Source organism: Streptomyces sp. NPDC002676, assembly GCF_053592455.1.
In genome coordinates this window covers 476404-498779 of the sequence record NZ_JBSFVT010000004.1, presented here as the reverse complement: position 1 = coordinate 498779, position 22376 = coordinate 476404, and the positions used below count along the sequence as shown (strand labels likewise).

Below are 22376 nucleotides of genomic sequence, written 5' to 3'. Positions count from 1 at the left end.
TTGCCCGTATGAAGAGCCCCCTGCTGTCCCTGCCTGGCGCCGTCCCCGCCGAGGGCGTGGACGAAGGCGTCGCCGCCCACTACGGCGACCTGTTCCGCGAGCAGCGCGCCCTCGCCGAGGGCACCGGTTTCGTCGACCTCTCCCACCGCGGCGTCGTCGCCGTCACCGGCGAGGACCGGCTGAGCTGGCTGCACCTGCTGCTCACCCAGCACGTCAGCGAACTGCCCGTCGGCGAAGCCACCGAGGCGCTGATCCTCTCCGCCCACGGACACATCGAACACGCCCTGTACCTGGTGGACGACGGTACGACCGTCTGGGCGCACATCGAGCCCGGCACCCAGGACGCGCTGATCGCGTACCTGGAGTCGATGAAGTTCTTCTACCGGGTCGAGGTCGCCGACCGGACCGCCGATTTCGCCGTGGTGCACCTGCCCGCCGGTTCCATCGTCGAGGTGCCGGACGGCGTCGTCGTACGCGAGACGGCCTACGGCCGTGATCTGTTCCTGCCGCGCGCGGACCTGGAGGACTTCGCCGCCGCGCACGGCCCGGCCGCCGGTCTCCTCGCCCACGAGGCGCTGCGCGTCGAGCAGCACCGGCCCCGCCTCGGCTTCGAGACCGACCACCGGACCATCCCGCACGAGCTGGGCTGGATCGGCACCGCCGTCCATCTCCAGAAGGGCTGCTACCGGGGGCAGGAGACCGTCGCCCGCGTGCAGAACCTGGGCAAGCCGCCCCGGCGGCTCGTCTTCCTGCACCTCGACGGCAGCGAGGTGCACCTGCCGGTGCACGGCACCGAGATCCGGCTCGCGGACGAGGGCCCCGACGGCCGCAAGATCGGCTTCGTGACGACGTCCGTGCGCCACCACGAGCTGGGCCCGATCGCCCTCGCCCTGGTGAAGCGGAACGTTCCCGTCGACGCCCGGCTGATCGCCGGGGACACGGCCGCAGCCCAGGAGACGATCGTCGAGCCCTGAGGCACCTTGGAGTGCCTAGATCTCCAACAGCACCGTGAACGGGCCGTCGTTCGTCAGCGACACCCGCATCTGCGCGCCGAACCGGCCGGTCGCCACCGTCGCGCCCAGCGCCCGCAGCTGTGCGACCACCTCGTCCACCAGCGGCTCGGCGACTTCGCCGGGCGCGGCGGCGTTCCAGGTGGGGCGGCGGCCCTTGCGCGCGTCGCCGTACAGGGTGAACTGGCTGATGACGAGCAGCGGGGCGTCGATGTCGCTGCACGACCTCTCGTCGTGCAGCATCCGGATCGACCAGAGTTTGCGGGCCAGTTGGGCCGCCTTCTCCTTGGTGTCCTCATGGGTCACGCCGACGAGGACGCAGAGCCCCTCGCCCTCGATCGCGCCCACCGTCTCGCCGTCCACGACGACGCTCGCGCCGTCCACTCTCTGCACCACCGCACGCATGCGGACCATCATGCCGGGTGCTCCGGGCGCGGCCGGCGGGGGCCCACTATTGATCCTTAACACCCTATCTGGGGCCGTTCGGGGGCACTCGGTCACATAGTGGCCAGTTGGGGTGGCACGATGCTGTCACACGCCGGGTCGAGGGGACGTCACACGCACATGAGCACACCGAGTACCGGGCAGCCGTTGCATGGGATCTACCGGACGCCCGCGCAGCGCGGCGACAGCCTGCCGGCTCCGTCGGCTCCGCCGGCGCCGGCGCTGCCCGCCGAGTCTCCCGAGCCCCAGCTGGCCCCGCTGAGCCTGCCCGAGCTGCGCGCCCTGCGCCGTGACGCCCAGCGCGACGAGGCCGACCTCAGCTATGTGCGGCGGCTGCTGCAGGGCCGGATCGACATCCTGCGCGCGGAGCTGGCCCGGCGCGGCCGGGCGTCCGTGCCGGCCCCGGCGGACGGCTCGGTCGTGGACCGGCTCCCGGAGATCCTCAAGGACGCCCCGGCCCGGCACCGCTCCTCGGCCCGCCATGTCACCCTCGGCACCCCGCACAACGAGGAGTACCGGCAGCTGGCCGCCGAGATGCTCGCCGAGGTCGAGCTGTCCGACCTCCAGGCGCGCACCGATCTCGAACTCACCACCGCCATGGGCCGGCTCGTCCGCTACGAGCAGGAGGTCTCCCAGCGCCGCCAGCGCCTGCAGCGCACGACCGACGACTGCAGCGGGGAGATCGCACGCCGGTACCGGGTGGGCGAGGCGCAGGTGGACGATCTGCTGGAGTGAGGCCTGCCGGACGGGTGCGAAGTGCGCCGGGTGAAATTGAGGCGACACCCGGCGTCCCGCGTGCCTACGGTGTGCCCATGATCGAAGTCCGAGCCGTGAATCCCGCCGACGAGGCCGATTTCGCGAACTGGCGGCGCGCCATGAGTACCGGTTTCACGCGCTCCGCGGGGCTGACCCCGGAGCAGGCGGAGGCCCGGCGGCGGCAGTGCCTCGGTGACCGGCTGCTCGGCGCCTTCGACGGCGACCGCTGTGTGGCGACGTATCGTTCCTTCGCCCAGGAACTGACCGCGGTGGGCGGCGGGCTCGTCCCCTCGAACGCGATCTCGCACGTCAGTGTCAGCCCCACCCACCGCCGGCAGGGCCTGCTGACCCGGATGATGAGCCGGGACCTGGCGGCGGCGCGGGAGCGTGGCGACGTCGTCGCCGGCCTTGTTGCGGCGGAGTACCCGATCTACGGCCGGTTCGGCTTCGGCCCGGCGGTCTCGGCGGCCGAGTGGACCGTCGACGTCCTGCGGTCCGGGCTCGATCCGCGCTCGTCGGGCCCGGCGGACGGCGCCCGGATCGACCTGGTGGACGGCGCGGAGGTCCGCAAGCTGGGCCCCGGGCTGTTCGAGCGCTTCCGCCGCGCGCAGCACGGCGTGGTCAGCCGTGACGAGCTGTGGTGGCAGGCGTACACCGGCACCTTCGACCTGGGGTACCAGCCGTGGACCGAGCCGTTCCACGCGGTGTACCGGTCGGCCGCCGGGACGGTCGAGGGCCTGGTGACGTACGAGATCGACGGCAACTGGAACGGCCGGCAGCCGGACCAGGCCGCCGAGGTCAGGGGGCTGATCGCCACGACTCCGGCGGCCGAGCGCGCCTTGTGGCAGTTCGTGTGCTCGATCGACTGGGTCACCAAGGTCAAGAGCGGCCGGCGCGGCCCGGACGACCTGCTTCCCCTCTACCTGCCCGACCCGCGCGCCGCCCGGATCACCGGCCACGGCGACTGGCTGTGGCTGCGCGTCCTGGACGTCGTACGGGCCCTGGAGGCGCGGACGTACGAGGGGACGGGCGCGCTGGTGCTGGAGGTCGTGGACCCCGGCGGGCTCACGGGCGGGCGGTTCCGGCTGGAGGTGTCCCCGGAGGGGGCGTCCTGCACGCCCACGTCCACCGAGGGTGCCGATCTCACGCTGGGGGTGGGCGAGTTGGCGCGGGTGTGGCTGGGGGACGAGTCCCTGGTCCGGCTCGCGGCGCTGGGGCGGGTGCAGGAAGAACGAGAGGGCGCCGCCCGGAAGGCCGACGCCCTGTTGCGCGTGTCCGGGCGGCCGTACTGCCCGGACATGTTCTGACGCTCTGGCGCTCTTGCCGGCGCTCCTCTCCTGCGACGACGGGTGCCTGATCACTCGTTTTCATCCGTAGCGAGCTGTTCAGTTGTGGCTGTGCTCCGTGCTGCGCGTCTGCGCTGCACGTGTTCAGTTGTGGCTGTGCGCGCTGGTGTTCAGTTGTGACTGTGCGTTCCGGTGGCCGTCCCCTGTCCGGGCTCCCGGCTCCCCTCCGGAAGGGAGCCCGGTCGGCCAACCACTGGGAAGTTCAACCATGTTGTGCGAGTTGGCTACCAACTCACTGTGCTTATCTCCGCTTGAGAGCGGCTCATAACCACCTTTCACTGAACTGCCGCAAGATGGCGGGAAGTTGTACCGTGGAACCGTGGAGCCGGAACACGCTTCCGCCAGTGGACCGACGAGGTCCCAGCCGCCCCGCACGTCACATCACGAGGTGGCCGACGAACTGCGCGCCCGGATCCGGTCCGGTGAGCTGCGCCCGGGCCAGCGCATGCCGACGCAGGCCAAGCTGGCCGACGAGTTCGGGGTCGAGCGCGGGGCCGTACGGCTGGCGCTGCGCATACTGCAGTCGGAGCGGCTGCTGACCAACAACTCCAAGGGTGCCCCGGCCACGGTGGCCGACGCTCCTGTGCTGGTCGGGCCCGCGGCCGGGCCCGCCGTGCCGCCGCAGCCGACCATGGTGGCCCTCGCGCCGCGCATCGCGAGCGCCTTCGCGGTCCCGCAGGTCGAGATCGACGCGCTCTGTCTGACCTCGGTCTCGCTCACGATGGCGATCGGCGAGCCGCTGCAGCAGATCCACGCGGGGCGGCTGAAACCGGCCAAGATCGACGTCCGGGTACTGCTGCCCAGCCGGGACATCGACCTCGCCTTCCCGGCGCCGGTGGACCCCGCCGACGGCGAGCTGCTGCACCGGCGCTGGCTGGCCCAGCGCAACGCGCAGGGCCTCGTGCTGCGGCAGAACCTGCTGGCGCTGCGCACCACCCACGGCATCGACGTGCACGTCTCGTTCCGCGCGCTGCCGTTCACCCCGCCGGTCAAGCTGTACCTGCTCAACGCGGCCGAGGCGCTGTTCGCGTACTACACGCTCCGGCGTCGCGAGCGGGAGATCGAGCACGAGCACGTGCAGACGTACGACACGGACGGCACGCGCTCGATGCTGTTCTCCTTCGCGCAGGGGGCCGACCAGCGGGACACCACGTTCGTGGAGCAGTCCCACCTGTGGTTCAACGCGCTGTGGGAGACGATCAGTTCGGAACTGGTGCTGACGTCGTAGAGAGCGCCGGCGTCATGGCGCGGGGCCCGCGAGGGCGGGCATGGTGGTTCCCTCTTTCAGCCTGCCAACCGGAGGAAGTTGGCAACCAACTCCCGCTAGATGGAGCAGAGTTGTAGCGTTTGGTCGTGACCCAGGAAAGCGTGGCGGTGAACGTGTCGGAGAACATGACAGTGAACGGGGGCAGAAGACTCACGCCCCAGGAGATCGCCGACACCCTGCGCGCGCGCATCCGTACCGGCGACCTCAAGGCGGGCGACCGGCTGCCCACCCAGGCCGAGCTGGCCGGGGAGTTCGGCGTGGAGCGCGGTGCCGTACGCCAGGCCCTGCGGGTCCTGCAGGCGGACGGTCTGCTCGCCGGCGTCAGCAAGGGCAGCCCGCCGCGCGTCGCCGGACCGCGGCCGGTCCGGGACGAGCCGCAGCCGACCATGGTGGGCCTCGCCCCCCGGCTGACCCAGGCGTTCTCCGCGCCGCACGTGCGCATCGACGCGGTCTGCCTGACCGCGCAGAGCCTGCTGCCCGCCCTCGGCGAACCGCTGCGCCTGATCCACGAGGGCCGCATCCGCCCCGAACGCATCGACGCCCGCATCCTGCTGCCGTCCCAGGACATCAACCTCGCCTTCCCGGTGCCGGTCGACCGGCACGGCGACGACGAGGCCGTCCACGAGCGCTGGCTGGGCATGCGCAACGCACAGGGCCAGGTACTCCAGTACAACCTGTGGGCCCTGCGCGGCACCCATGACATCGACGTGCACGTCACCTTCCGCGCCCTGCCCTTCACCCCGCCGGCCAAGCTGTACCTGCTCAACGGCGCGGAGGCGCTGTACGCGTACTACATGGTCGCGCGCCGCGAGGAGCCGACGGACAGCGGAACGCTGGAGATGTACGACACCCTCGGTTCGGAATCCCTCCTGTTCTGCTTCGAGAAGCGGGCCGGTCAGCGGGACGCGGCGTTTGTGGAGCAATCGCAGAAGTGGTTCGACGCCCTCTGGGAAACCATCTCGACGGACCTGACACTCTCCTAGTGACTTCTGAGACGACGACACAGACCGATTCGCTGCTGGAACTGATCACTTCCGCCCGGGTCGTCCTGTGGGACTTCGACGGGCCGATCTGCCGCCTGTTCGCCGGGCACACGGCGGAACGGGTGGCGACCGAGCTGGTGGAGTGGCTGGCCGGACGCGGCCTGCACGGCCTGCTGACCGACTCCGAGCGCGACTCCCTGGACCCGCACGTGGTGCTCCGCGCGGTGGACCGCCGGCACCCCGGCAGCGACCTGGTCGCGGAACTGGAGGAACGCCTCACCCAGGAGGAGCTGCGGGCCGCGTACTCCGCGCTGCCCACCGAATACGCCGACCCCCTGATACGCACCTGGACCGCCGTCGGCTCCCGCCTGGCCATCACCACCAACAACTCCCCCCGGGTGGTCCGCGCCTACCTCGACGACCGCGGCCTCACCCCCTGCTTCGCCCCCCACATCTACGGCCGCACCCCCGACCTGCACCTCCTCAAGCCCGACCCGCACTGCCTCAACCGCGCCCTGAACGCGATGGGCGCCGCCCCCTCGGCCGCCCTGATGATCGGCGACTCCCCCTCGGACCTCGCCGCCGCACAACGCGCCGGCGTCCCGTTCCTCGGCTACGCGCGTAACGAAGAGAAGGCAGAGCTTTTGCGGGAGGCCGGAGCCGGGGTCGTGGTCGCGTCGTTGGAGCCGTTGCTGAAGACGCTGCGCGGCTGACCGAAGTGGGTCGCGCTGCGCGGGTGCAGGGCGTGGCGTGCGGTAGCATCCGCCCAACCGGCTGAGCGACCGCTCGGATCCGTGCGTGAGGGATGGCGAACCAGCCGGTCCCGGCCGACCGTCACATGAGTGGCCGACCACCTGTTGGGCGACTCCACTGGCCTCGGGTCCTCCCTTCCGTTCCACCCTTTCCCCTTTTCCATTTCCCCTTCCATGCGAGAACCCCGGAGCGGCCAGTGGGCGCACCACCCGTCCCCCGCCGCGCGGCCGGACCGCACGCCGTTCTCCAGGCGTTCGTGGGACATGCCGTCAGGGCCGGGCAGGCGAGCCGGGGTTACCACAACCAGAACCACGTGCTCCCGCTGTCCGAACCGGTGGCCCGGCTGCTCGGCCGTGAGCCCGGTACCGCCGTGATCGTGCGGGTGCCGCGCCGGGGCGCGCTGCCCGTGGTGATCCGTACCTGGCCGAACGAGGCCGAGATCCTGCGGGCCCTCAAGGGCGTCCTCGGCAACGTGCCCGAGTGCCTTGCCGAGGGGGACGGCTTCGCCATCCACAGCTATGTGGAAGGTGTTCCGCTCTCCAGCGTCTGCGGCAACGGCAAACCGGTGGACGCCCTGCTGATAACGGCACTGGCAGGCCAGCTCGCCGAGAGCGCCCAGGTGCGCAGCAGCGCCGCGCTGCCGCCCCTGCCCGCCCTGTGGCCCCGGAACTTCACCGACAGCCAGGGCTTCCTCCAGGCCCTGGCCCGCATGGCCGACGTACAGATCAGACAGCCCAACTGGGCTTGTTTCGGAGGCCTGTTCACCGCGCTCGGCGTGCCCGAGGACGCTCTCGTGCGGCTGGCCGAACGGGTCCCGGCGATGTCCCGCCGGCCCTACAGCCTGCTCCACGCCGACCTGCACCGCGACAACCTGATCATGTCGTACGGCGGTGACCCGCCCCTGGTCTGCGTCGACTGGGAGCTGGCCAGTTACGGCGACCCGCTGCACGACCTGGCCACCCACCTGGTCCGGATGCACTACCCCGACCACCAGTGGGACGAGGTCGTCGAGGCGTGGGTGCGCGCCATGCGCGAGGTCCGGCCGGAGGCCGTGAACGGTGTGGCGCGGGACCTGCGGCACTACGTCTCCTTCGAGCGAGCCCAGTCGGTGTATCCCGACGTGATGCGGGCGGCGAAGTCCCTGGAGGAGTCCTTCGACCAGAGCAGCCTGGACGAGGCGACGGCCCGGGTGCGCCGCGCCCTGGAGGCGGCGGCGGAGCCCTTGCGGCTGCCCCAGGTGCCGGGGGAGCGGGAGATCGGGCGGATCCTCTTCCGCTGGGCGACCGCCCGGCCGGGCGGCCCGGTGTGGCGCGGCGGCGGAGCGCGGCGCGGCCCGCAGTCCCGGGCGATCGACTGGAAGCCGGACCGGCGCGTCCCGGAACGACGCGACTTCCCGCACGCCGCCGTCCATGACGCCCTGATCCTGGAGGGGGCGGCCCCCGCCGACCGGGTGTTCAAGGGCACCGCGCACCTCAACTCGGTGCTGTGGGTGCCCGGTACCCCCTTCCCGGTGGTGGTCCGCCGCAAGGTCGCGGGTGTCACCCGGCGCGAGCGCAGCTTCCTCAGCGAGCACGCCGTGCTCGGGGCGATCGAGCGGTCCGGGGTGCCGGTGGCCGCGCCCCGCGTGCTGGCACTGGGCGAGAGCCACGCCAGGGATGTCGGCCACACGTACTCCGGCGACCGCTTCGCCATCCACACCTACGAGGGCCCGCGAGACCCCGGCAGCAGGCCCGACCACCCGGTGGGCGGCCTGCTCCCGCACGAGGCGGACGGCCTGGTCGACCAGCTGGCCGCGCTCACCGGGGTCGACTACATCGAGGTCGATCCGGTCGCCGGCCGGCTCGGCTTCTACGGCTGGCTCAGCGAACAGCTGGTGACGCTGGTGGCCGAACTGCCGAAGGAGTCCCAGCAGCTGGCCCGCTTCCTCGGCCTGCCCGACGCCCACCGGCTGCGCGAGATCCTCGCCCGGCACCAGGTCACCCACCGCACCCTCACCCTGCTCCACGGCGACCTCAACCCCTGGAACCTGGTGCGCCGGGACGACCGCCGGGCGCTGACCCTGATCGACTGGGAGATGGCCCTGGTCGGCGACCCGCTCTACGACCTGGTCCGGCACATGCACCTCACGCCGACCCGGCCGGAGATCCGGGACCGCATGTTCCGCCGCTGGGAGGGCCGCCTGCCCGTGGAGTACACCCGGGACTGGCGGCAGGACTGGCGCGTGTACCGGAGCGTCGAGCTCGTGCGCTCCGCCTACGTCGACCTCGACCGCCTGGTCACCGGGGCGAGCCTGGACGCCCCCAATGTGCGCCGGGCCCTGGACTCGTACGCGATGACCCTGGCGGCGGCCACCGGTTCGCTGGGCCTGACGGCGCCGCGCCGGGCGAACCCGTACCTGGCCCGGGCCCTGGCCTGGCTCATCCGTTCCGGTGGCGCTGCGTAGGCTCGCCCCATGGGAGAGATGGGCCTGCGTGAGCGCAAGAAGCTGCGGATGTACCAGGAGGTGTCGGACACCGCCGTGCGGCTGTTCCTGGAGCGGGGGTTCGACGCGGTGTCCGTGGCGGAGATCGCCGCCGCGGCCGGGATCTCCAAGCCGACGCTCTTCCGGTACTTCCCGGCCAAGGAGGACCTGGTCCTGCACCGGATCGCCGACCACGAGACGGAGGCCGCGCGCATCGTCGCCGGGGCCGCTGATCCGGTGGACGCGCTGCGGCGGCACTTCCTCGACGGGCTGGAGCGGCGCGATCCGGTCACCGGGCTGAACGACCATCCCCAGGTGCTCGCCTTCCACACCCTGCTCTACGGAACCCCGTCCCTGGTGGCGCGGGCGTACGCCCATCAGGAGCGGTCGGAGGCGGCGCTCGCCGAGGCGCTCGGGGGCGGCCTGGACGCGCGGCTGGCCGCCGGGCAGATCATCGCCGTCCAGCGGATCCTCGCGCTGGAGAACTGGCGGCGGATCGCGGCCGGGGAGCCGGTCGAGGAGGTCGCGCCGGACGCCGTCCGGGCGGCCGAGCGGGCGTTTGGGCGGCTGGCGGAGGCGCTGCCGGAGCTGAAGTCCGGCGGGTGAGGGCCGGGCGGGACCCCGGCGAGACCTTCATGAGATGCAGTTAAAAACTTAACTCGGTAACGCTTTGCGGGTACGCTGTGCGTCATGACGCCACTCGACTCCGCCCTCACGGACACCCTCCACATCGAGCGCGCCTACCACGACACCTGCCGTGCCGCCCTCACCGCGATGGTCGAAGGCGCCGCCGAACAGGTCGTCATCGGCGAGGACGTCTCCGCCTCCGGAGCCGACGCCGAGGTGCTCGGCCACCTGCTGCGCAGCCAGGCCAAGGCGCTGCGCGAACTGCCGCCGGGGCCGCTGTTCTTCGGCCGCCTCGACTTCGCCCGCAGTGATCCCGAGCACGGCGGGCAGAACTACCACGTCGGCCGGATGCGGATCACCGAGGACCCGGCCGCCCCGCCCCTCGTGGTCGACTGGCGGGCCCCCGTCTCCCGCGCCTTCTACCAGGCGAGCGCCCGCGATCCACAGGGTGTGGACGTACGGCGCCGGTTCGGCTGGGCGCCGGGCAGCACCGGCGGCTCCGCCGACCTGACCGGCCTGGAGGACGAGCGGCTGGGCCGGGGCGAGTCGCGGACCAGCGACATCGTGGCCCGCGAGATCGAACGGCCCCGCGTCGGCCCCATGCGGGACATCGCCGCCACCATCCAGCCCGAGCAGGACGACCTGGTCCGCGCCGCCCTCACCGACTCGGTGTGCGTGCAGGGCGCGCCCGGCACCGGCAAGACCGCCGTCGGCCTGCACCGCGCCGCGTACCTGCTCTACACCCACCCCAGGCGGCTCCAGCGCTCCGGCCTGCTCATCCTCGGCCCCAACCGCACCTTCCTCCACTACATCGCCGAGGTGCTGCCCGCGCTCGGCGAGACCGGCGTACGCCAGGCCACCCTCCAGGACGAGATCGCCCAGGGCCGCCCGGTCACCGGCACCGACCCCACCCCCGCGGCCGGCGTCAAGCACGACGCCCGGATGGCCGAGGTGCTGCGCCGGGCGCTGTACGGGCGCGTGAGCGCTGCCGGGGTGACCGACCTCGCCGTACCGGACGGCTCCTACCGGTGGCGGGTGCCCGCCGCCGAACTCGCCGCGATCGTGGCGGAGGTGCGTGCCGAGGAACCGCCGTACGCCGTCGGCCGGGAGCGGGTGCGCGCCCGGGTGGTGCGGCGGCTGCACGAGCTGGCCGAACGGCGCGCGGGAGTACTGCCCGCCTCCTGGGTGCGCCGCATCGAACGGGCCCGGCCGCTCACCGCGCACCTCGACGCGGTCTGGCCCAAGGTCCGCCCCGAGGAGATCCTCGCCGAACTCCTCACCGACGGCGCGGCGCTGGCCCGGGCCGCCGACGGCCTGCTGGACCCCGACGAGCAGGCGGCGCTGCTGTGGCCCCGCCCGCCGCGCTCGTACAAGTCCGCCCGTTGGTCGGCCGCCGACCTCGTCCTCCTGGACGAACTCTCCGGGCTGATCGAACACCCCGAGGGGCACGGCCACATCGTCGTGGACGAGGCGCAGGACCTGTCGCCCATGGAGTGCCGGGCGATCGCCCGCCGGGCCGTCTTCGGCTCGCTGACCGTCCTCGGCGACCTGGCCCAGGGCACCACCCCGTGGGCCGCCCGCGACTGGTCCGTCCAACTGCGCCACCTCGGCAAGCCGGACGCGGCGGTGGTGGCGCTCACCACCGGGTTCCGGGTGCCGGCGGCGGTCCTGGAGCTGGCCAACCGCCTCCTGGACCGCCTCGCGGTGACCGTGCCCCCCGCCACCTCCCTCCGCTCCGACGGCGAACTGACCCTGCGGCCGACCGGTGACGTCCTCGGCACGACCGTGACGGCCGTACGGGAGGCGCTCGCCCGGGAGGGCTCGGTCGGGGTCGTCGCCGCGGACGCGGACACGGACTCGGTACGGCAGGCCCTCACCGCCGCCGGCCTTGAGCCGTCCGGCCCCGACGAACTCGGCGCCCGCCTCTCCGTCGTCCCCGCGAGCCGGGTCAAGGGCCTGGAGTACGACCACGTCGTCGCCGTCGAACCCGCCGCCGTCACGGAGGCGGAGCCCCGCGGCGCGAACCGCCTGTACGTGGTCCTGACCCGGGCGGTCTCCCGCCTGGACGTCGTACACGGCCGGCCACTGCCGTTCTAGTACTGGCCGCGCGGGGCCCGGATGCCCGACCCTGGACGGTGATGCTGCTCTTCCTCGACGTCGACGGCCCGATCATCCCTTTCGGAGCATCGGGCCACGCGTACCCGGTATATGAGGGCTCGCCGCTGAGCACCGCCGACCACCCGCTGCTCAGCCGGGTCGACCCGGCCCTCGGCCCGCGCCTCACGGCGCTGGGCTGCGAGCTGGTGTGGGCCACGACCTGGATGGACGACGCCAACGCCTGCCTGGCGCCCTGGCTGGGCCTGTCCGAGCGGCCGGTCGTGCGGTGGCCTGACGAGGACGAGCCGTCGGACCTGCTGCACTGGAAGACCCGGCCGCTGGTCGCATGGGCGGACGGCCGCCCCTTTCATCTGGGTGGACGACGAGATCACCGAGGCCGACCGCGCCTGGACCGCCGTCCACCACCCGGGCCCGGCCCTGCTCCACCGCGTGGACCACCGCTACGGCCTGACCGAGTCCGACTTCACGACCCTGGCCCGGTGGCTGCGCGTGGCGTGCGCCTCCTGAGCGACACGCGCGACACACTATTGCAAGCGGGTGCTTGCAATTGTTAGCGAGGCTGCGGCAAGGTGGGGGCATGGCATCGCTCAACGTCGGCAATCTCGGTGAGTACCTGCGCGAGCAGCGGCGCAACGCCCAGCTGTCGCTCAGGCAGCTCGCCGATGCCGCCGGGGTGTCCAACCCCTACCTGAGCCAGATCGAGCGCGGGCTGCGCAAGCCCAGCGCGGAGGTGCTCCAGCAGGTCGCCAAGGCGCTGCGCATCTCCGCCGAGACGCTGTACGTCCGCGCCGGGATCCTCGACGCCGAGCGGGACCGGGACGAGGTGGAGACCCGGGCGGTCATCCTCGCCGATCCCACGCTCAACGAGCGGCAGAAGCAGGTGCTGCTCCAGATCTACGAGTCCTTCCGGAAAGAGAACGGATTCGGGACCGGCGAGCCCGCGGCGGAAGAGGACGGCGACGGCGAGGGCGGTTCGGACGCGCAGCCCGACGGCACCGGCGACACGGGCGACACCGTCGTACGCGGCACCCGCACGGCCGGTGGCAGTGATGCCGGTCCGCCGCGGGCGGCCGGATAGAGCGGGACCTCGACAAGGCAGCCGCCGGCCGCCATACCGCGGACCACACCAACATCAGCCGAACGCGAATCCGGGAGGACAACCACCATGGCCATCACCGACGACCTGCGCAAGACCCTCAAGGACCCGACCCCCCTCTACTTCGCCGCCGGCACCGCCGACCTCGCCTACCAGCAGGCCAAGAAGGTGCCCGGGCTGGTCGAGCAGCTTCGCGCCGAGGCCCCGGCCCGGATCGAGGCCGTGCGCAACGCCGACCCGAAGGCCGTACAGGAGAAGGCAGCCACGCGGGCCAAGGAGGCGCAGGCCACCCTGCAGACCAAGGTCAACGAGTTCATGGGGACCCTCGACGTCGACCTGAAGAAGTTCGGCGAGACCGCCCAGGACCTCGCGCTGCGCGGTGTGGGCGTGGCCGCCGAGTACGCCGTCAAGGCCCGCGAGACCTACGAGAAGGTCGCCGAGCACGGCGAGCAGGCGGTCAAGAACTGGCGCGGTGAGGCCGCCGACGAGATCGAGGAACTCGCCGTCGTCGTCGAGGGCAAGCCCGTGCCCGCCCAGGCCAAGGAAGAGCCGAAGGCCGCCGAGAGGCAGGACGACGCCGCTCCGGCCAGGAAGCCCGTGGCCAAGAAGGCCCCCGCCGCCCCCGCCCGCAAGACCGCCACCGCGAAGAAGACGACCCCGCCGGCCAAGTGAGCCGAACGGGCGACCGCGCGCGGGCCGGGCACCTCTGGGGTGTCCGGCCCGTTGTATGGGTACCGTGGCCGTACTAGCGAGCCGAATCGGGTGGTGGACGTTGTGCTGATGCAGGGGTTCCAGGGGTTCATGTGGCTGCTCTCCCTCGCCATGCTGGCGATGGCAGTCGTGGCGTTCGTGATGGCCGCACTGTTCCGTGAGGACGCCTACCGCGCGGCCGACAAGCAGAACAAGGGCTTCTGGCTGATCATCCTCGGCATCGCGGTCGCGGTGAACCTGCTGGTGCCGATGCTCTTCCTGCAGATCGCGGGGCTCATCGCCTCGATCGTCTTCTTCGTGGACGTACGCCCGGCCCTCCACCAGGTCTCGGGCCGCCGCCGGGGCCGCGGCTCCAGCAGCGACGGCCCCTACGGCCCCTACAACGGGGGCCGCTGAACCCGCAGCGACGGGGGCCGCTGACCCGCGGACCGCTGCCGCTACGGCGTGCGGTCCAGCAGGACCACCGCCACGTCGTCGGTCAGCTCGCCCCCGTTGAGGCGGCGCACCTCGTGCACGGCAGCCCGCAGCAGCTCCTCGCCGCGCTTCCCCTCGGAGAGCTGGCGGCGGATCATCTCCACCATGCCCTCCTGGCCCAGGCGCTCCCTGCCCGCGCCGATGCGGCCCTCGATCAGGCCGTCGGTGTAGAGCATCAGGCTCCAGGCATCACCCAGCTCCACCTCCATCCGGGGCCAGCGGGCGCCGGGGAGCAGGCCGAGGGCGGGGCCGTTCTTGTCGTACGGCAGCAACTGGGCGGGCAGGCCGGGGCGGGCGACCAGCGGGGCCGGGTGACCGGCCAGGCACAGGCCCGCGCTCCGGCCGTCCGGGGCGATGTCCACCGTGCACAGCGTCGCGAAGATCTCCTCGTCCCCGCGCTCGTGCTCAAGGACCTGCTGGAGCGTGCCCAGCAGCTCGTCCCCGCACAGCCCGGCCAGGGTCAGCGCCCGCCAGGCGATGCGCAGCTCCACGCCGAGCGCGGCCTCGTCCGGGCCGTGGCCGCAGACGTCGCCGATCATGGCGTGCACGGTCCCGTCGGGAGTGCGCACGCAGTCGTAGAAGTCGCCGCCGAGCAGCGCGCGCGAGCGGCCGGGGCGGTAGCGGGCGGCGAAGCGCAGCGCGGAGCCGTCCAGCAGGGGCGTGGGCAGCAGGCCCCGCTCCAGCCGGCGGTTCTCCTGCGCGCGCAGCCGGCCCTCGGCCAGCTTCCGCTCGGCGGTGTCGGAACGTTTCCGCTCGACCGCGTACCGGATGGCACGGCCGAGCAGCCGGCCGTCCAGCTCGTCCCGGAAGAGGTAGTCCTGGGCGCCGACGCGCACGGCCTCGGCGCCGCCCTCGGAGTCGCCGGAGGCGGTCAGCGCGAGCACGGCGTGCCGCGGTGCGAGCTTCAGGACGTGCTTGAGCACGGCCAGCTCGTCGTCCTCGTCGCTGCCGCCCGGCGCCGGGAGCGCCAGGTCCAGCAGGATGCAGTGGACGTCGTCGGTCAGCAGCCGCTCGGCCTCGGTGAGGTTGCGGGCGGTGCGGACGCGGATCGGCTTGCCGGAGGAGTCCAGCAGTTCGGGCACGATCGGCGAACCCGCCGGATCGTCCTCGATCAGTAGCAGGGTGAGCGTGGCGCCGTTCGTGCCGGTGGGAGTGGCCGTGCGGTGAGCCTCTTCCTTGAGGGGGCCGCCGCTTGTGGTGGCAGCCTGCGCCTGACCACTCTCCACGACCGGGATCGCTCTCTGTCGCGGTACGGGTACGGGCATCTTCTTGGTTTCCTTCCCTCCCCCCGAGGGCACGGCAGGGCGAGGGACCTCGTCCTACCGACCGGTGACCATAGCGGTACTGCCCACCCGGATGGAATGGTGTGAGCCGCGTCGCCCGCACGCAGACCACTGTCATATGCCGCGTTCCGTAACGCAGTTGGACAGGCCGCCGGGGGCGCGGGGATGACGAAGCTCACGTACCGTCCGGGTTTGTGCGGAGGTTGGGCGTGCGGTGGGTCACACGGTGCAGGCCCTGTGAAGAAATGGCGCACGTCACAGCGGGACATGGGCCACATGACGTGGTTCACGCGCCATGATCCGGTTCACGCGTCCGGTCGTACGACGCCCAGGATCGGCATCGAACCGGCGCCCGCGACCGTCACCCACCGCCCCGGCCGCGGAGCGTGGATGATCGCGCCGTCGCCGACGTACATCGCGACATGGCTGGCGTCGCCGAAGTAGATGATGAGGTCGCCGGGACGCATGTCCGTGACGTCGACATGCTTGAGCTGTCTCCACTGCTCCTGCGAAGTGCGCGGGATGGGGTGGCCGGCCTTCGCCCAGGCCTGGGAGGTCAGGCCCGAGCAGTCGTACGACCTGGGGCCCTGGGCGCCCCAGACGTACGGCTTGCCGAGCTGGGCGGTGGCGAACTCCACCGCCTTTCTGCCCGGCGCGGACGCCTTGGTCTTGATGTCCTTGAGGATGCCAGTGTCCAGCCAGGCGGTCTGCGACTTGAGAGCGGCCTGCTGCTCCAGCTGGGCCAGCCGTTCCTGCTGCTTCTTCGCCAGCTTCGACTCGAGCTTCTTGGCGGCCGAGATCTGCTGCTCGATCTTCTTCTTGGCGGCGGCCTTGGCCTTGCGGCCCGCCTCCAGCTTCTGCCACTGCGCGGAGGCGTCGGCGGCGTACTGCTTCAAGTCCTTCTGGGTGCGGGCCATTTCGGTGATCAGGTTCTTCGTGGCCCGCTGGCCGTTGAGCAGCGACCCGGCCCCGTCCAGCACCTGACCGGGGTCGTCGCTGAGCAGGAACTGGGCCGCGGGCGGGATTCCGCCGGTGCGGTACTGGGCGCGGGCCGCCGCGCCCGCCTGGTCCTTCAGCTCGTCCAGCTTCTGCTGCCCCTGGACGATCTTCTTGGCCAGCTCGACGATCTGGGCGGACTGCGTCTTCGCCTTCTCCTCGGCCGCGTTGTAGGCGTCGGTGGCCACGGCCGCGTCGTGGTAGAGCTTGTCGAGTTTCTCGCGGACCTGCTCAAGGTCCTTGTCGGCCGGGGGAGTCGAGGCGGCCGGGGAGCCGCTCGCGCCGGGCGCGGGTGTGCGCTTGCCGGCCTTGGGGGTGGGCGTGCGTACCGCCGAGTTGGCGAAAGCCGTGCCGGGTGCCGCGAGCGCGGTCACCGTCACCGCGCAGACCACGGTCATGGCGGCCCTGAGCAGGCCCCGCTTGCCCGTACCCATAGCTGTCCCCCAAGCTGATTTACCGTCAGTAACTTATGGTCGTCGGAGGGATCGTGCCACGGTGACACGCAAAACGACAGAGGCCATCCGTGGGCTGAGTGGAGATCACCCCGCCGATGGGACGAACGGCCCCCAAGGATCGTTCCTCGCAGGTCACCCGTTGGGAGGAGGCGTCTTCAGAGGGCGCGCGGCGCCAACGCCTCCCACGCCACCGTCACTTCCCCCTGCCGCCAGCGCGCCGCCGAGTCCGTCACCGGCCAGTCGGCCGTGAGGTCCCGCACCGCGCGGATCCAGCGCTGGCGGGCGCCGTAGGAGGCGTAGGGCGCGGCGGCGGCCCAGGCGCGGTCGAAGTCGCGCAGGAAAGCGTGCACGGGCTCGCCCGGGACGTTCCGGTGGATCAGCGCCTTCGGCAGCCGCTCGGCGAGGTCGGACGGCCGCTCCAACGAGCCGAGCCGGGCCGCGAAGGTGACGGTCCGGGGCCCCTCCGGGCCGAGCGCCACCCACACGTGCCGCCGCCCGATCTCGTCGCACGTCCCCTCGACCAGCAGCCCCCCGCGCGAGGCGCCGTCCGCCGGGGCGAGCCGCGCGCACAGCCGTTCCCAGACGGCGGCGACCTGGTCCTCGTCGTACTGCCGCAGCACGTTCGCGGCCCGGACGAGCACCGGGCGCCCCGGGACCGGGATCTCGAACCCGCCGTGCCGGAAGGTCAGCCCCTCCCGCTCGTACGGCTTGGCCGCCGCGACCCGCTCCGGCTCGATCTCGACGCCGACCACGCGCGCGCGGGGCGCGGCGGTGCGCAGCCGGCCGAGCAGTTCGACGGCGGTCCAGGGTGCGGCGCCGTAGCCCAGGTCGATGGCCACCGGATCCTGGGCGCGCCGCAGCTCCGCGCCGTGTGTGGCCGCGATCCAGCGGTCCATGCGGCGCAGCCGGTTGGGATTGGTGGTCCCGCGCGTCACCGTTCCCACGATGGGGGTCCCCCCGCTCGAGCGAAGCCGAGAGTGGGGGAGGGACGTCGTGCGGGTTGCCATACGTACGAGGGTATGGGCGCCGGGACACCACCGTCACCTCGAACGGTTGATCGATTCAAGGGGTAATGATTCGGCAAAGAGCCCCACCGGAGACCCGCCGGGGAATGGTGTCCGCCCCCGGCACTGTTGCACCCCGTTGGAGGGCGAGCCGGGTCCTCCGGCAGGCATGCCGCAGCGAGGAGGACGCCACGTGAGCAAGTACGCCAGCAGGCTCGGGCGTCGCTCGGCGGCCCCGTCCCCACGGCTCAGGCTGCACCGCAGGCCCCGCCGCGTCGCCATGCTCTCCGTGCACACCTCACCGCTCCACCAGCCCGGCACCGGCGACGCCGGCGGCATGAACGTCTACATCGTGGAGCTGGCCCAGCGCCTCGCGGCCATCAACATCGAGGTCGAGATCTTCACCCGGGCCACGGCCGGCGGACTCCCGCCCAGCGTGGAGCTGGCCCCCGGCGTCCTCGTCCGGCACGTCGACGCGGGGCCGTACGAGGGCCTGGCCAAGGAGGAGCTGCCCGCCCAGCTCTGCGCCTTCACGCACGGCGTGATGCAGGCCTGGGCCGGCCACCGTCCCGGCCACTACGACCTCGTCCACTCCCACTACTGGCTCTCCGGCCACGTCGGCTGGCTCGCCGCCCAGCGCTGGGGCGTGCCGCTGGTGCACGCGATGCACACCATGGCCAAGGTCAAGAACGCCAACCTGGCCGACGGCGACACCCCCGAGCCCGCCGCCCGGGTCATCGGCGAGACCCAGATCGTCGCCGCGGCCGACCGGCTCATCGCCAACACCGCCGAGGAGGCCGGCGAACTCGTCCGGCACTACGCGGCCGACCGCGCCAAGGTCGCCGTCGTCCACCCCGGCGTCAACCTGGACCGCTTCCGCCCCGCCGACGGCCGCGCCGCCGCCCGCGCCCGCCTCGGCCTCCCGCAGGACGCCCTGATCCCGCTCTTCGCGGGCCGCATACAGCCCCTGAAGGCCCCGGACGTGCTGCTGCGCGCGGTGGCCGTCCTGCTGGACGAGCACCCGGAGCTGCGCTCCCGCATCGTCGTACCGGTCGTCGGCGGCCCCAGCGGCAGTGGGCTGGCGAAGCCCGAGGGCCTGCAGAAGCTCGCCGCCCGGCTCGGCGTCGCCGACGTCGTACGGTTCTGCCCGCCGGTCGGCCAGGAGCAGCTGGCGGACTGGTTCCGGGCGGCCTCCGTCCTCGTCATGCCCTCCTACAGCGAGTCCTTCGGCCTGGTCGCGATAGAGGCGCAGGCGGCCGGCACCCCGGTGCTCGCGGCCTCGGTCGGCGGGCTCCCGGTGGCCGTACAGGACGGCGCCACCGGCTTCCTCGTCCAGGGTCACGACCCGGCCGCCTACGCGCGCGTGCTGCGCCGTTTCGCCGACGACCCGGCCCTCACACCGGCCATGGGCGAGGCCGCCGCCCGGCACGCGCGGTCCTTCGGCTGGGACGCCGCGGCGACCGCCACGGCCGACGTGTACACGGCCGCGACCCAGTCGCACCGCCGTCGCGTACGCTCCCACCATGGGTGACGTGGAGAAGGCGGGGCAGATCCTCGAAGGTGTCTTCAAGGACGCCGAACTGGAGTGGGAGAGCCCCGAGCCCGGGAACTACGTGGTCAAGCTCCCCGGCACGCGCAAGCTCTCCACGACGGTGTCGTTCCTCGTCGGCCGCCACTCCCTCTCCGTCAACGCCTTCGTCGTCCGCCACCCCGACGAGAACGAGGCGGGCGTCCACCGCTGGCTCCTGGAGCGCAACCTCAAGCTGTTCGGCGTGAGTTACGCCGTCGACCGGCTCGGCGACATCTACGTCACCGCCCGCCTCCCCCTCGTGTCCGTCACCCCCGACGACATCGACCGCCTCCTCGGCCAGATCCTCGACGCGGCGGACGGCGCCTTCAACACCCTCCTGGAACTGGGCTTCGCCTCCTCGATCCGCAAGGAGTACGCCTGGCGGGTCTCCCGCGGGGAGTCGACGCGGAACCTGGAGGCATTCATGCACCTGATCGAGCGCCCGGCGGACTGACGGTACGACATCCGTGAGGCAGAGACCGGCCCGTCTACGCGCGCCCACACAACTGCCACGCGTATAGCGTCACTACCTGGCTGCTGTTGTTCCTGCCTCCCCAACGCCACGCCCTGGGCTGGGCGTTGCTGTCGTAATCGGAGGGGATGCCGTACCGGAACAGGTTCTAGGCCGTACGGACCTCAGCCCCCGCGTCGGCCCGGTTCGTGGACGCAGTGGGCCGCTCCGGGGGAAGGCGCCGCATGAGCACGGCGTACCCGGCCCCCGCCGCCGTCCCCACCACGGCGCACATCCCCCACAGCCACTCCGCGCCGAAACCGTCGATGACCGCGCCGGACATCAGCGGGGCGACCAGGGCGGCGACGGACCAGGACAGGGTGTACATGCCCTGGTAGCGCCCGCGTCCATGGACCGGCGAGAGCCGGACGACGAGCCCGGTCTGCGTGGGCGCGTTGACGATCTCCGCGAGGGTCCACACGCACACGGTGAGCGCGAAGACGCCGACCGACCCGGCGAAGGCGGTGAGCCCGAAGCCGTAGCCCGCGAGGAGCGAGGAGGCGACCAGCAGGGTGCGCGGATCGCGGTGCTCGATGAAGCGGGTGACGGGGATCTGGAGCGCGACGATCAGGATGCCGTTGACGGCGATGGCGAGGCCGTAGTCGGCGGGCGAGAAGCCGGCCCGGCCCATGGCCACCGGTAGTCCGACGGACCCCTGCTGGAAGACGACCGCGACGAGGAAGGACAGCCCGACGACGGCCATGTACCGCCCGTCGCGCAGCACGGTGCCGAGGCTGACCTCGGCCTCCGCCTGCCTGGCGCCGTCCGTGGGCGCGGGCCGCGACTCGGGCAGCTTGAGGAAGACGACGACCGCGCAGGCCAGCGTCATCCCGGCCTCGATCAGGAACCCGGCGAGATAGCTGAACTCGGCGATGAAGCCGGCGGCGGCGGAGGAGACGGCGAACCCGAGGTTGATGGCCCAGTAGTTGAGCGAGAAGGCCCGCACCCGGTCCTCCGGGCGCACGATGTCGGCCAGCATCGCCTGCACGGCCGGCCGGGAGGCGTTGGAGGCCATGCCGACGAGGAAGGCGACGGCGGCGATGGCGACGGGGCCGGTCATGAACCCGAGCAGCGCGACCGAGCCGGCGGTGGCGGTCTGCGCGATGAGCAGCGTCGGCCGCCGCCCGATCCGGTCGGCCATCACCCCGGCCCCCAGCGAGGAGACGACCCCGCCGAGCCCATGGAGGGAGGCGACGAGACCGGCGTACGAGGCCGAGTATCCGCGGTCGATGGTGAGGTACAGCGCCATGAAGGTGGCGACGAAGGCGCCGAGCCGGTTGACGAGGGTGCTGGTCCACAGCCACCAGAACTCGCGGGGAAGCCCGGAGACGCTCTCCCGGGCGGCACGTCTGAGACTGGCTACGGACACGAAGGGACCCCCCGGAGATACGGCTTAGTAAGCGGCTCAACCCGCATACGCAACTTACAAGCGCGCGCCTCGCCGGGGCCACCCAATTAACAGATGCCGTCAACTGTCCGCCTGCCGGGCAGGGCGCCCGGGGGTCCGAATGCGTGGATTACGCTCTGAGGCATGGCCGACGCACCGTACAAGCTGATCCTCCTCCGCCACGGCGAGAGCGAGTGGAACGCGAAGAACCTGTTCACCGGCTGGGTGGACGTCAACCTCAACGAGAAGGGCGAGAAGGAGGCAGTCCGCGGCGGCGAGCTTCTGAAGGACGCCGATCTCCTCCCCGACGTGGTCCACACGTCCCTCCAGAAGCGTGCGATCCGCACGGCCCAGCTCGCGCTGGAGGCCGCGGACCGCCACTGGATCCCGGTCCACCGCACCTGGCGCCTGAACGAGCGCCACTACGGCGCCCTGCAGGGCAAGGACAAGGCGGCGACGCTGGCCGAGTTCGGCGAGGAGCAGTTCATGCTCTGGCGCCGCTCGTACGACACCCCGCCGCCCCCGCTCCCGGACGACTCCGAGTTCTCCCAGGCGAACGACGCCCGCTACGCCTCCATCCCGCCGGAGCTGCGCCCGAACACGGAGTGCCTCAAGGACGTCGTCGTCCGCATGCTCCCGTACTGGTACGACGGCATCGTCCCCGACCTCCTGGCAGGCCGCACGGTCCTGGTCGCCGCCCACGGCAACAGCCTGCGCGCCCTGGTCAAGCACCTGGACGGCATCTCGGACGCCGACATCGCGGGCCTGAACATCCCGACGGGCATCCCGCTCTACTACGAGCTGGACGCCGACTTCAAGCCGGTCACCCCCGGCGGCAAGTACCTCGACCCCGAGGCGGCAGCGGCAGCCATCGAGGCGGTCAAGAACCAGGGCAAGAAGAAGTAGTTTTTACGATCATGCTCCTGACCTGCGCTTTCGGCGCAAGTCAGGAGCATTTTCACGGCCTGGGCCAGGGACGGCTTTTCATTGAGGGCGGGATCGCGGTGGGCACAGCCGTCTGCCTCGCCTGAAAAGCCGTGGGAAACCTCCAGAACGGATGAGGCCCGGCGGCGCCTGCCCGCGTCTGCCGCCTGCCCCTTGGAAGGCCCGCCGAACGGCAATCC

Annotated in this window: 20 protein-coding genes and 1 pseudogene; 16 read left to right on the top strand and 5 right to left on the bottom strand. The window is 72.1% G+C overall.

The genetic code is table 11. The features are described from left to right. Positions 1-8 precede the first annotated feature (8 nt). The gene (gene ygfZ, locus ACWD3E_RS15600; RefSeq protein ID WP_451388065.1) at positions 9-974 is read left to right on the top strand and encodes a CAF17-like 4Fe-4S cluster assembly/insertion protein YgfZ; all 966 of its coding nucleotides are present in this window, start codon (positions 9-11) and stop codon (positions 972-974) included. A 15-nt stretch (positions 975-989) separates the two neighbouring features. Here the strand turns inward: ygfZ and dtd are convergent, their stop codons facing one another. Next, the gene (gene dtd, locus ACWD3E_RS15595) at positions 990-1415 is read right to left on the bottom strand and encodes a D-aminoacyl-tRNA deacylase (protein WP_451388064.1); all 426 of its coding nucleotides are present in this window, start codon (positions 1413-1415) and stop codon (positions 990-992) included. A gap of 159 nt (positions 1416-1574) precedes the next feature. Between dtd and ACWD3E_RS15590 the strand changes: the two genes are divergently transcribed. From ACWD3E_RS15590 to ACWD3E_RS15535, 12 genes and pseudogenes are all read left to right on the top strand, one after another. Continuing rightward, positions 1575-2189 carry an RsiG family protein gene (locus ACWD3E_RS15590; RefSeq protein WP_451388063.1) on the top strand — a complete coding sequence of 205 codons (615 nt, stop codon included), beginning with the start codon at positions 1575-1577 and terminating at the stop codon, positions 2187-2189. 77 nt (positions 2190-2266) lie between these two features. Further along, positions 2267-3517, top strand: coding sequence for a GNAT family N-acetyltransferase (locus ACWD3E_RS15585; protein ID WP_451388062.1), 1251 nt, complete (start codon positions 2267-2269; stop codon positions 3515-3517). A 358-nt stretch (positions 3518-3875) separates the two neighbouring features. Continuing rightward, positions 3876-4784: a winged helix-turn-helix domain-containing protein gene (locus tag ACWD3E_RS15580; protein WP_451388061.1), complete on the top strand. Its 909-nt coding sequence runs from the start codon at positions 3876-3878 to the stop codon at positions 4782-4784. A gap of 119 nt (positions 4785-4903) precedes the next feature. Continuing rightward, positions 4904-5806 carry a GntR family transcriptional regulator gene (locus ACWD3E_RS15575; RefSeq protein ID WP_451388060.1) on the top strand — a complete coding sequence of 301 codons (903 nt, stop codon included), beginning with the start codon at positions 4904-4906 and terminating at the stop codon, positions 5804-5806. Beyond that, positions 5806-6519, top strand: coding sequence for an HAD family hydrolase (locus tag ACWD3E_RS15570; RefSeq protein WP_451388059.1), 714 nt, complete (start codon positions 5806-5808; stop codon positions 6517-6519). The genes ACWD3E_RS15575 and ACWD3E_RS15570 overlap by 1 nt, the downstream gene beginning before the upstream one ends. Positions 6520-6755: 236 nt before the next feature. Further along, entirely contained in the window at positions 6756-9002 is a 2247-nt protein-coding gene (locus tag ACWD3E_RS15565) for an aminoglycoside phosphotransferase family protein (protein ID WP_451388058.1), read from the top strand. A gap of 9 nt (positions 9003-9011) precedes the next feature. Continuing rightward, positions 9012-9626 (top strand): TetR family transcriptional regulator, encoded by a 615-nt coding sequence (locus ACWD3E_RS15560; protein ID WP_451388057.1) that lies wholly within the window; start codon positions 9012-9014, stop codon positions 9624-9626. A gap of 84 nt (positions 9627-9710) precedes the next feature. Next, positions 9711-11744 carry a HelD family protein gene (locus ACWD3E_RS15555; protein ID WP_451388056.1) on the top strand — a complete coding sequence of 678 codons (2034 nt, stop codon included), beginning with the start codon at positions 9711-9713 and terminating at the stop codon, positions 11742-11744. Between the two features lie 41 nt (positions 11745-11785). After that, positions 11786-12272: pseudogene (locus tag ACWD3E_RS15550) on the top strand (HAD domain-containing protein). Positions 12273-12342: 70 nt separating this feature from the next. Further along, positions 12343-12843: a helix-turn-helix domain-containing protein gene (locus ACWD3E_RS15545; protein WP_451388055.1), complete on the top strand. Its 501-nt coding sequence runs from the start codon at positions 12343-12345 to the stop codon at positions 12841-12843. Between the two features lie 87 nt (positions 12844-12930). Beyond that, complete coding sequence (locus tag ACWD3E_RS15540) at positions 12931-13533, top strand: hypothetical protein (RefSeq protein WP_451388054.1); 603 nt, start codon at positions 12931-12933, stop codon at positions 13531-13533. Between the two features lie 108 nt (positions 13534-13641). Beyond that, positions 13642-13968 carry a DUF2516 family protein gene (locus tag ACWD3E_RS15535; protein ID WP_451388053.1) on the top strand — a complete coding sequence of 109 codons (327 nt, stop codon included), beginning with the start codon at positions 13642-13644 and terminating at the stop codon, positions 13966-13968. 41 nt (positions 13969-14009) lie between these two features. Here ACWD3E_RS15535 and ACWD3E_RS15530 read toward each other — a convergent pair whose 3' ends face one another. The 3 genes from ACWD3E_RS15530 to ACWD3E_RS15520 all read right to left on the bottom strand — a co-directional run bounded on the left by ACWD3E_RS15530 (position 14010) and on the right by ACWD3E_RS15520 (position 17724). Then, positions 14010-15311, bottom strand: coding sequence for a SpoIIE family protein phosphatase (locus tag ACWD3E_RS15530; RefSeq protein ID WP_451388052.1), 1302 nt, complete (start codon positions 15309-15311; stop codon positions 14010-14012). A gap of 323 nt (positions 15312-15634) precedes the next feature. Next, entirely contained in the window at positions 15635-16759 is a 1125-nt protein-coding gene (locus ACWD3E_RS15525) for an NlpC/P60 family protein (RefSeq protein ID WP_451388051.1), read from the bottom strand. Between the two features lie 176 nt (positions 16760-16935). Continuing rightward, entirely contained in the window at positions 16936-17724 is a 789-nt protein-coding gene (locus ACWD3E_RS15520) for a class I SAM-dependent methyltransferase (RefSeq protein WP_451388050.1), read from the bottom strand. Between the two features lie 253 nt (positions 17725-17977). Between ACWD3E_RS15520 and mshA the strand changes: the two genes are divergently transcribed. Next, entirely contained in the window at positions 17978-19315 is a 1338-nt protein-coding gene (mshA, locus tag ACWD3E_RS15515) for a D-inositol-3-phosphate glycosyltransferase (RefSeq protein ID WP_451388049.1), read from the top strand. Beyond that, positions 19308-19808: a YbjN domain-containing protein gene (locus ACWD3E_RS15510; RefSeq protein WP_451388048.1), complete on the top strand. Its 501-nt coding sequence runs from the start codon at positions 19308-19310 to the stop codon at positions 19806-19808. The genes mshA and ACWD3E_RS15510 overlap by 8 nt, the downstream gene beginning before the upstream one ends. A gap of 166 nt (positions 19809-19974) precedes the next feature. On the opposite strand, the gene ACWD3E_RS15505 is transcribed toward ACWD3E_RS15510, so the two are convergent. Beyond that, positions 19975-21234, bottom strand: a complete 1260-nt coding sequence (locus ACWD3E_RS15505; protein WP_451388047.1) for an MDR family MFS transporter — start codon at positions 21232-21234, stop codon at positions 19975-19977. 162 nt (positions 21235-21396) lie between these two features. Here ACWD3E_RS15505 and ACWD3E_RS15500 point away from each other — a divergent pair, with 162 nt between their 5' ends. After that, positions 21397-22158 carry a phosphoglyceromutase gene (locus ACWD3E_RS15500; RefSeq protein WP_451350513.1) on the top strand — a complete coding sequence of 254 codons (762 nt, stop codon included), beginning with the start codon at positions 21397-21399 and terminating at the stop codon, positions 22156-22158. The last annotated feature ends 218 nt before the right edge of the window (positions 22159-22376 follow it).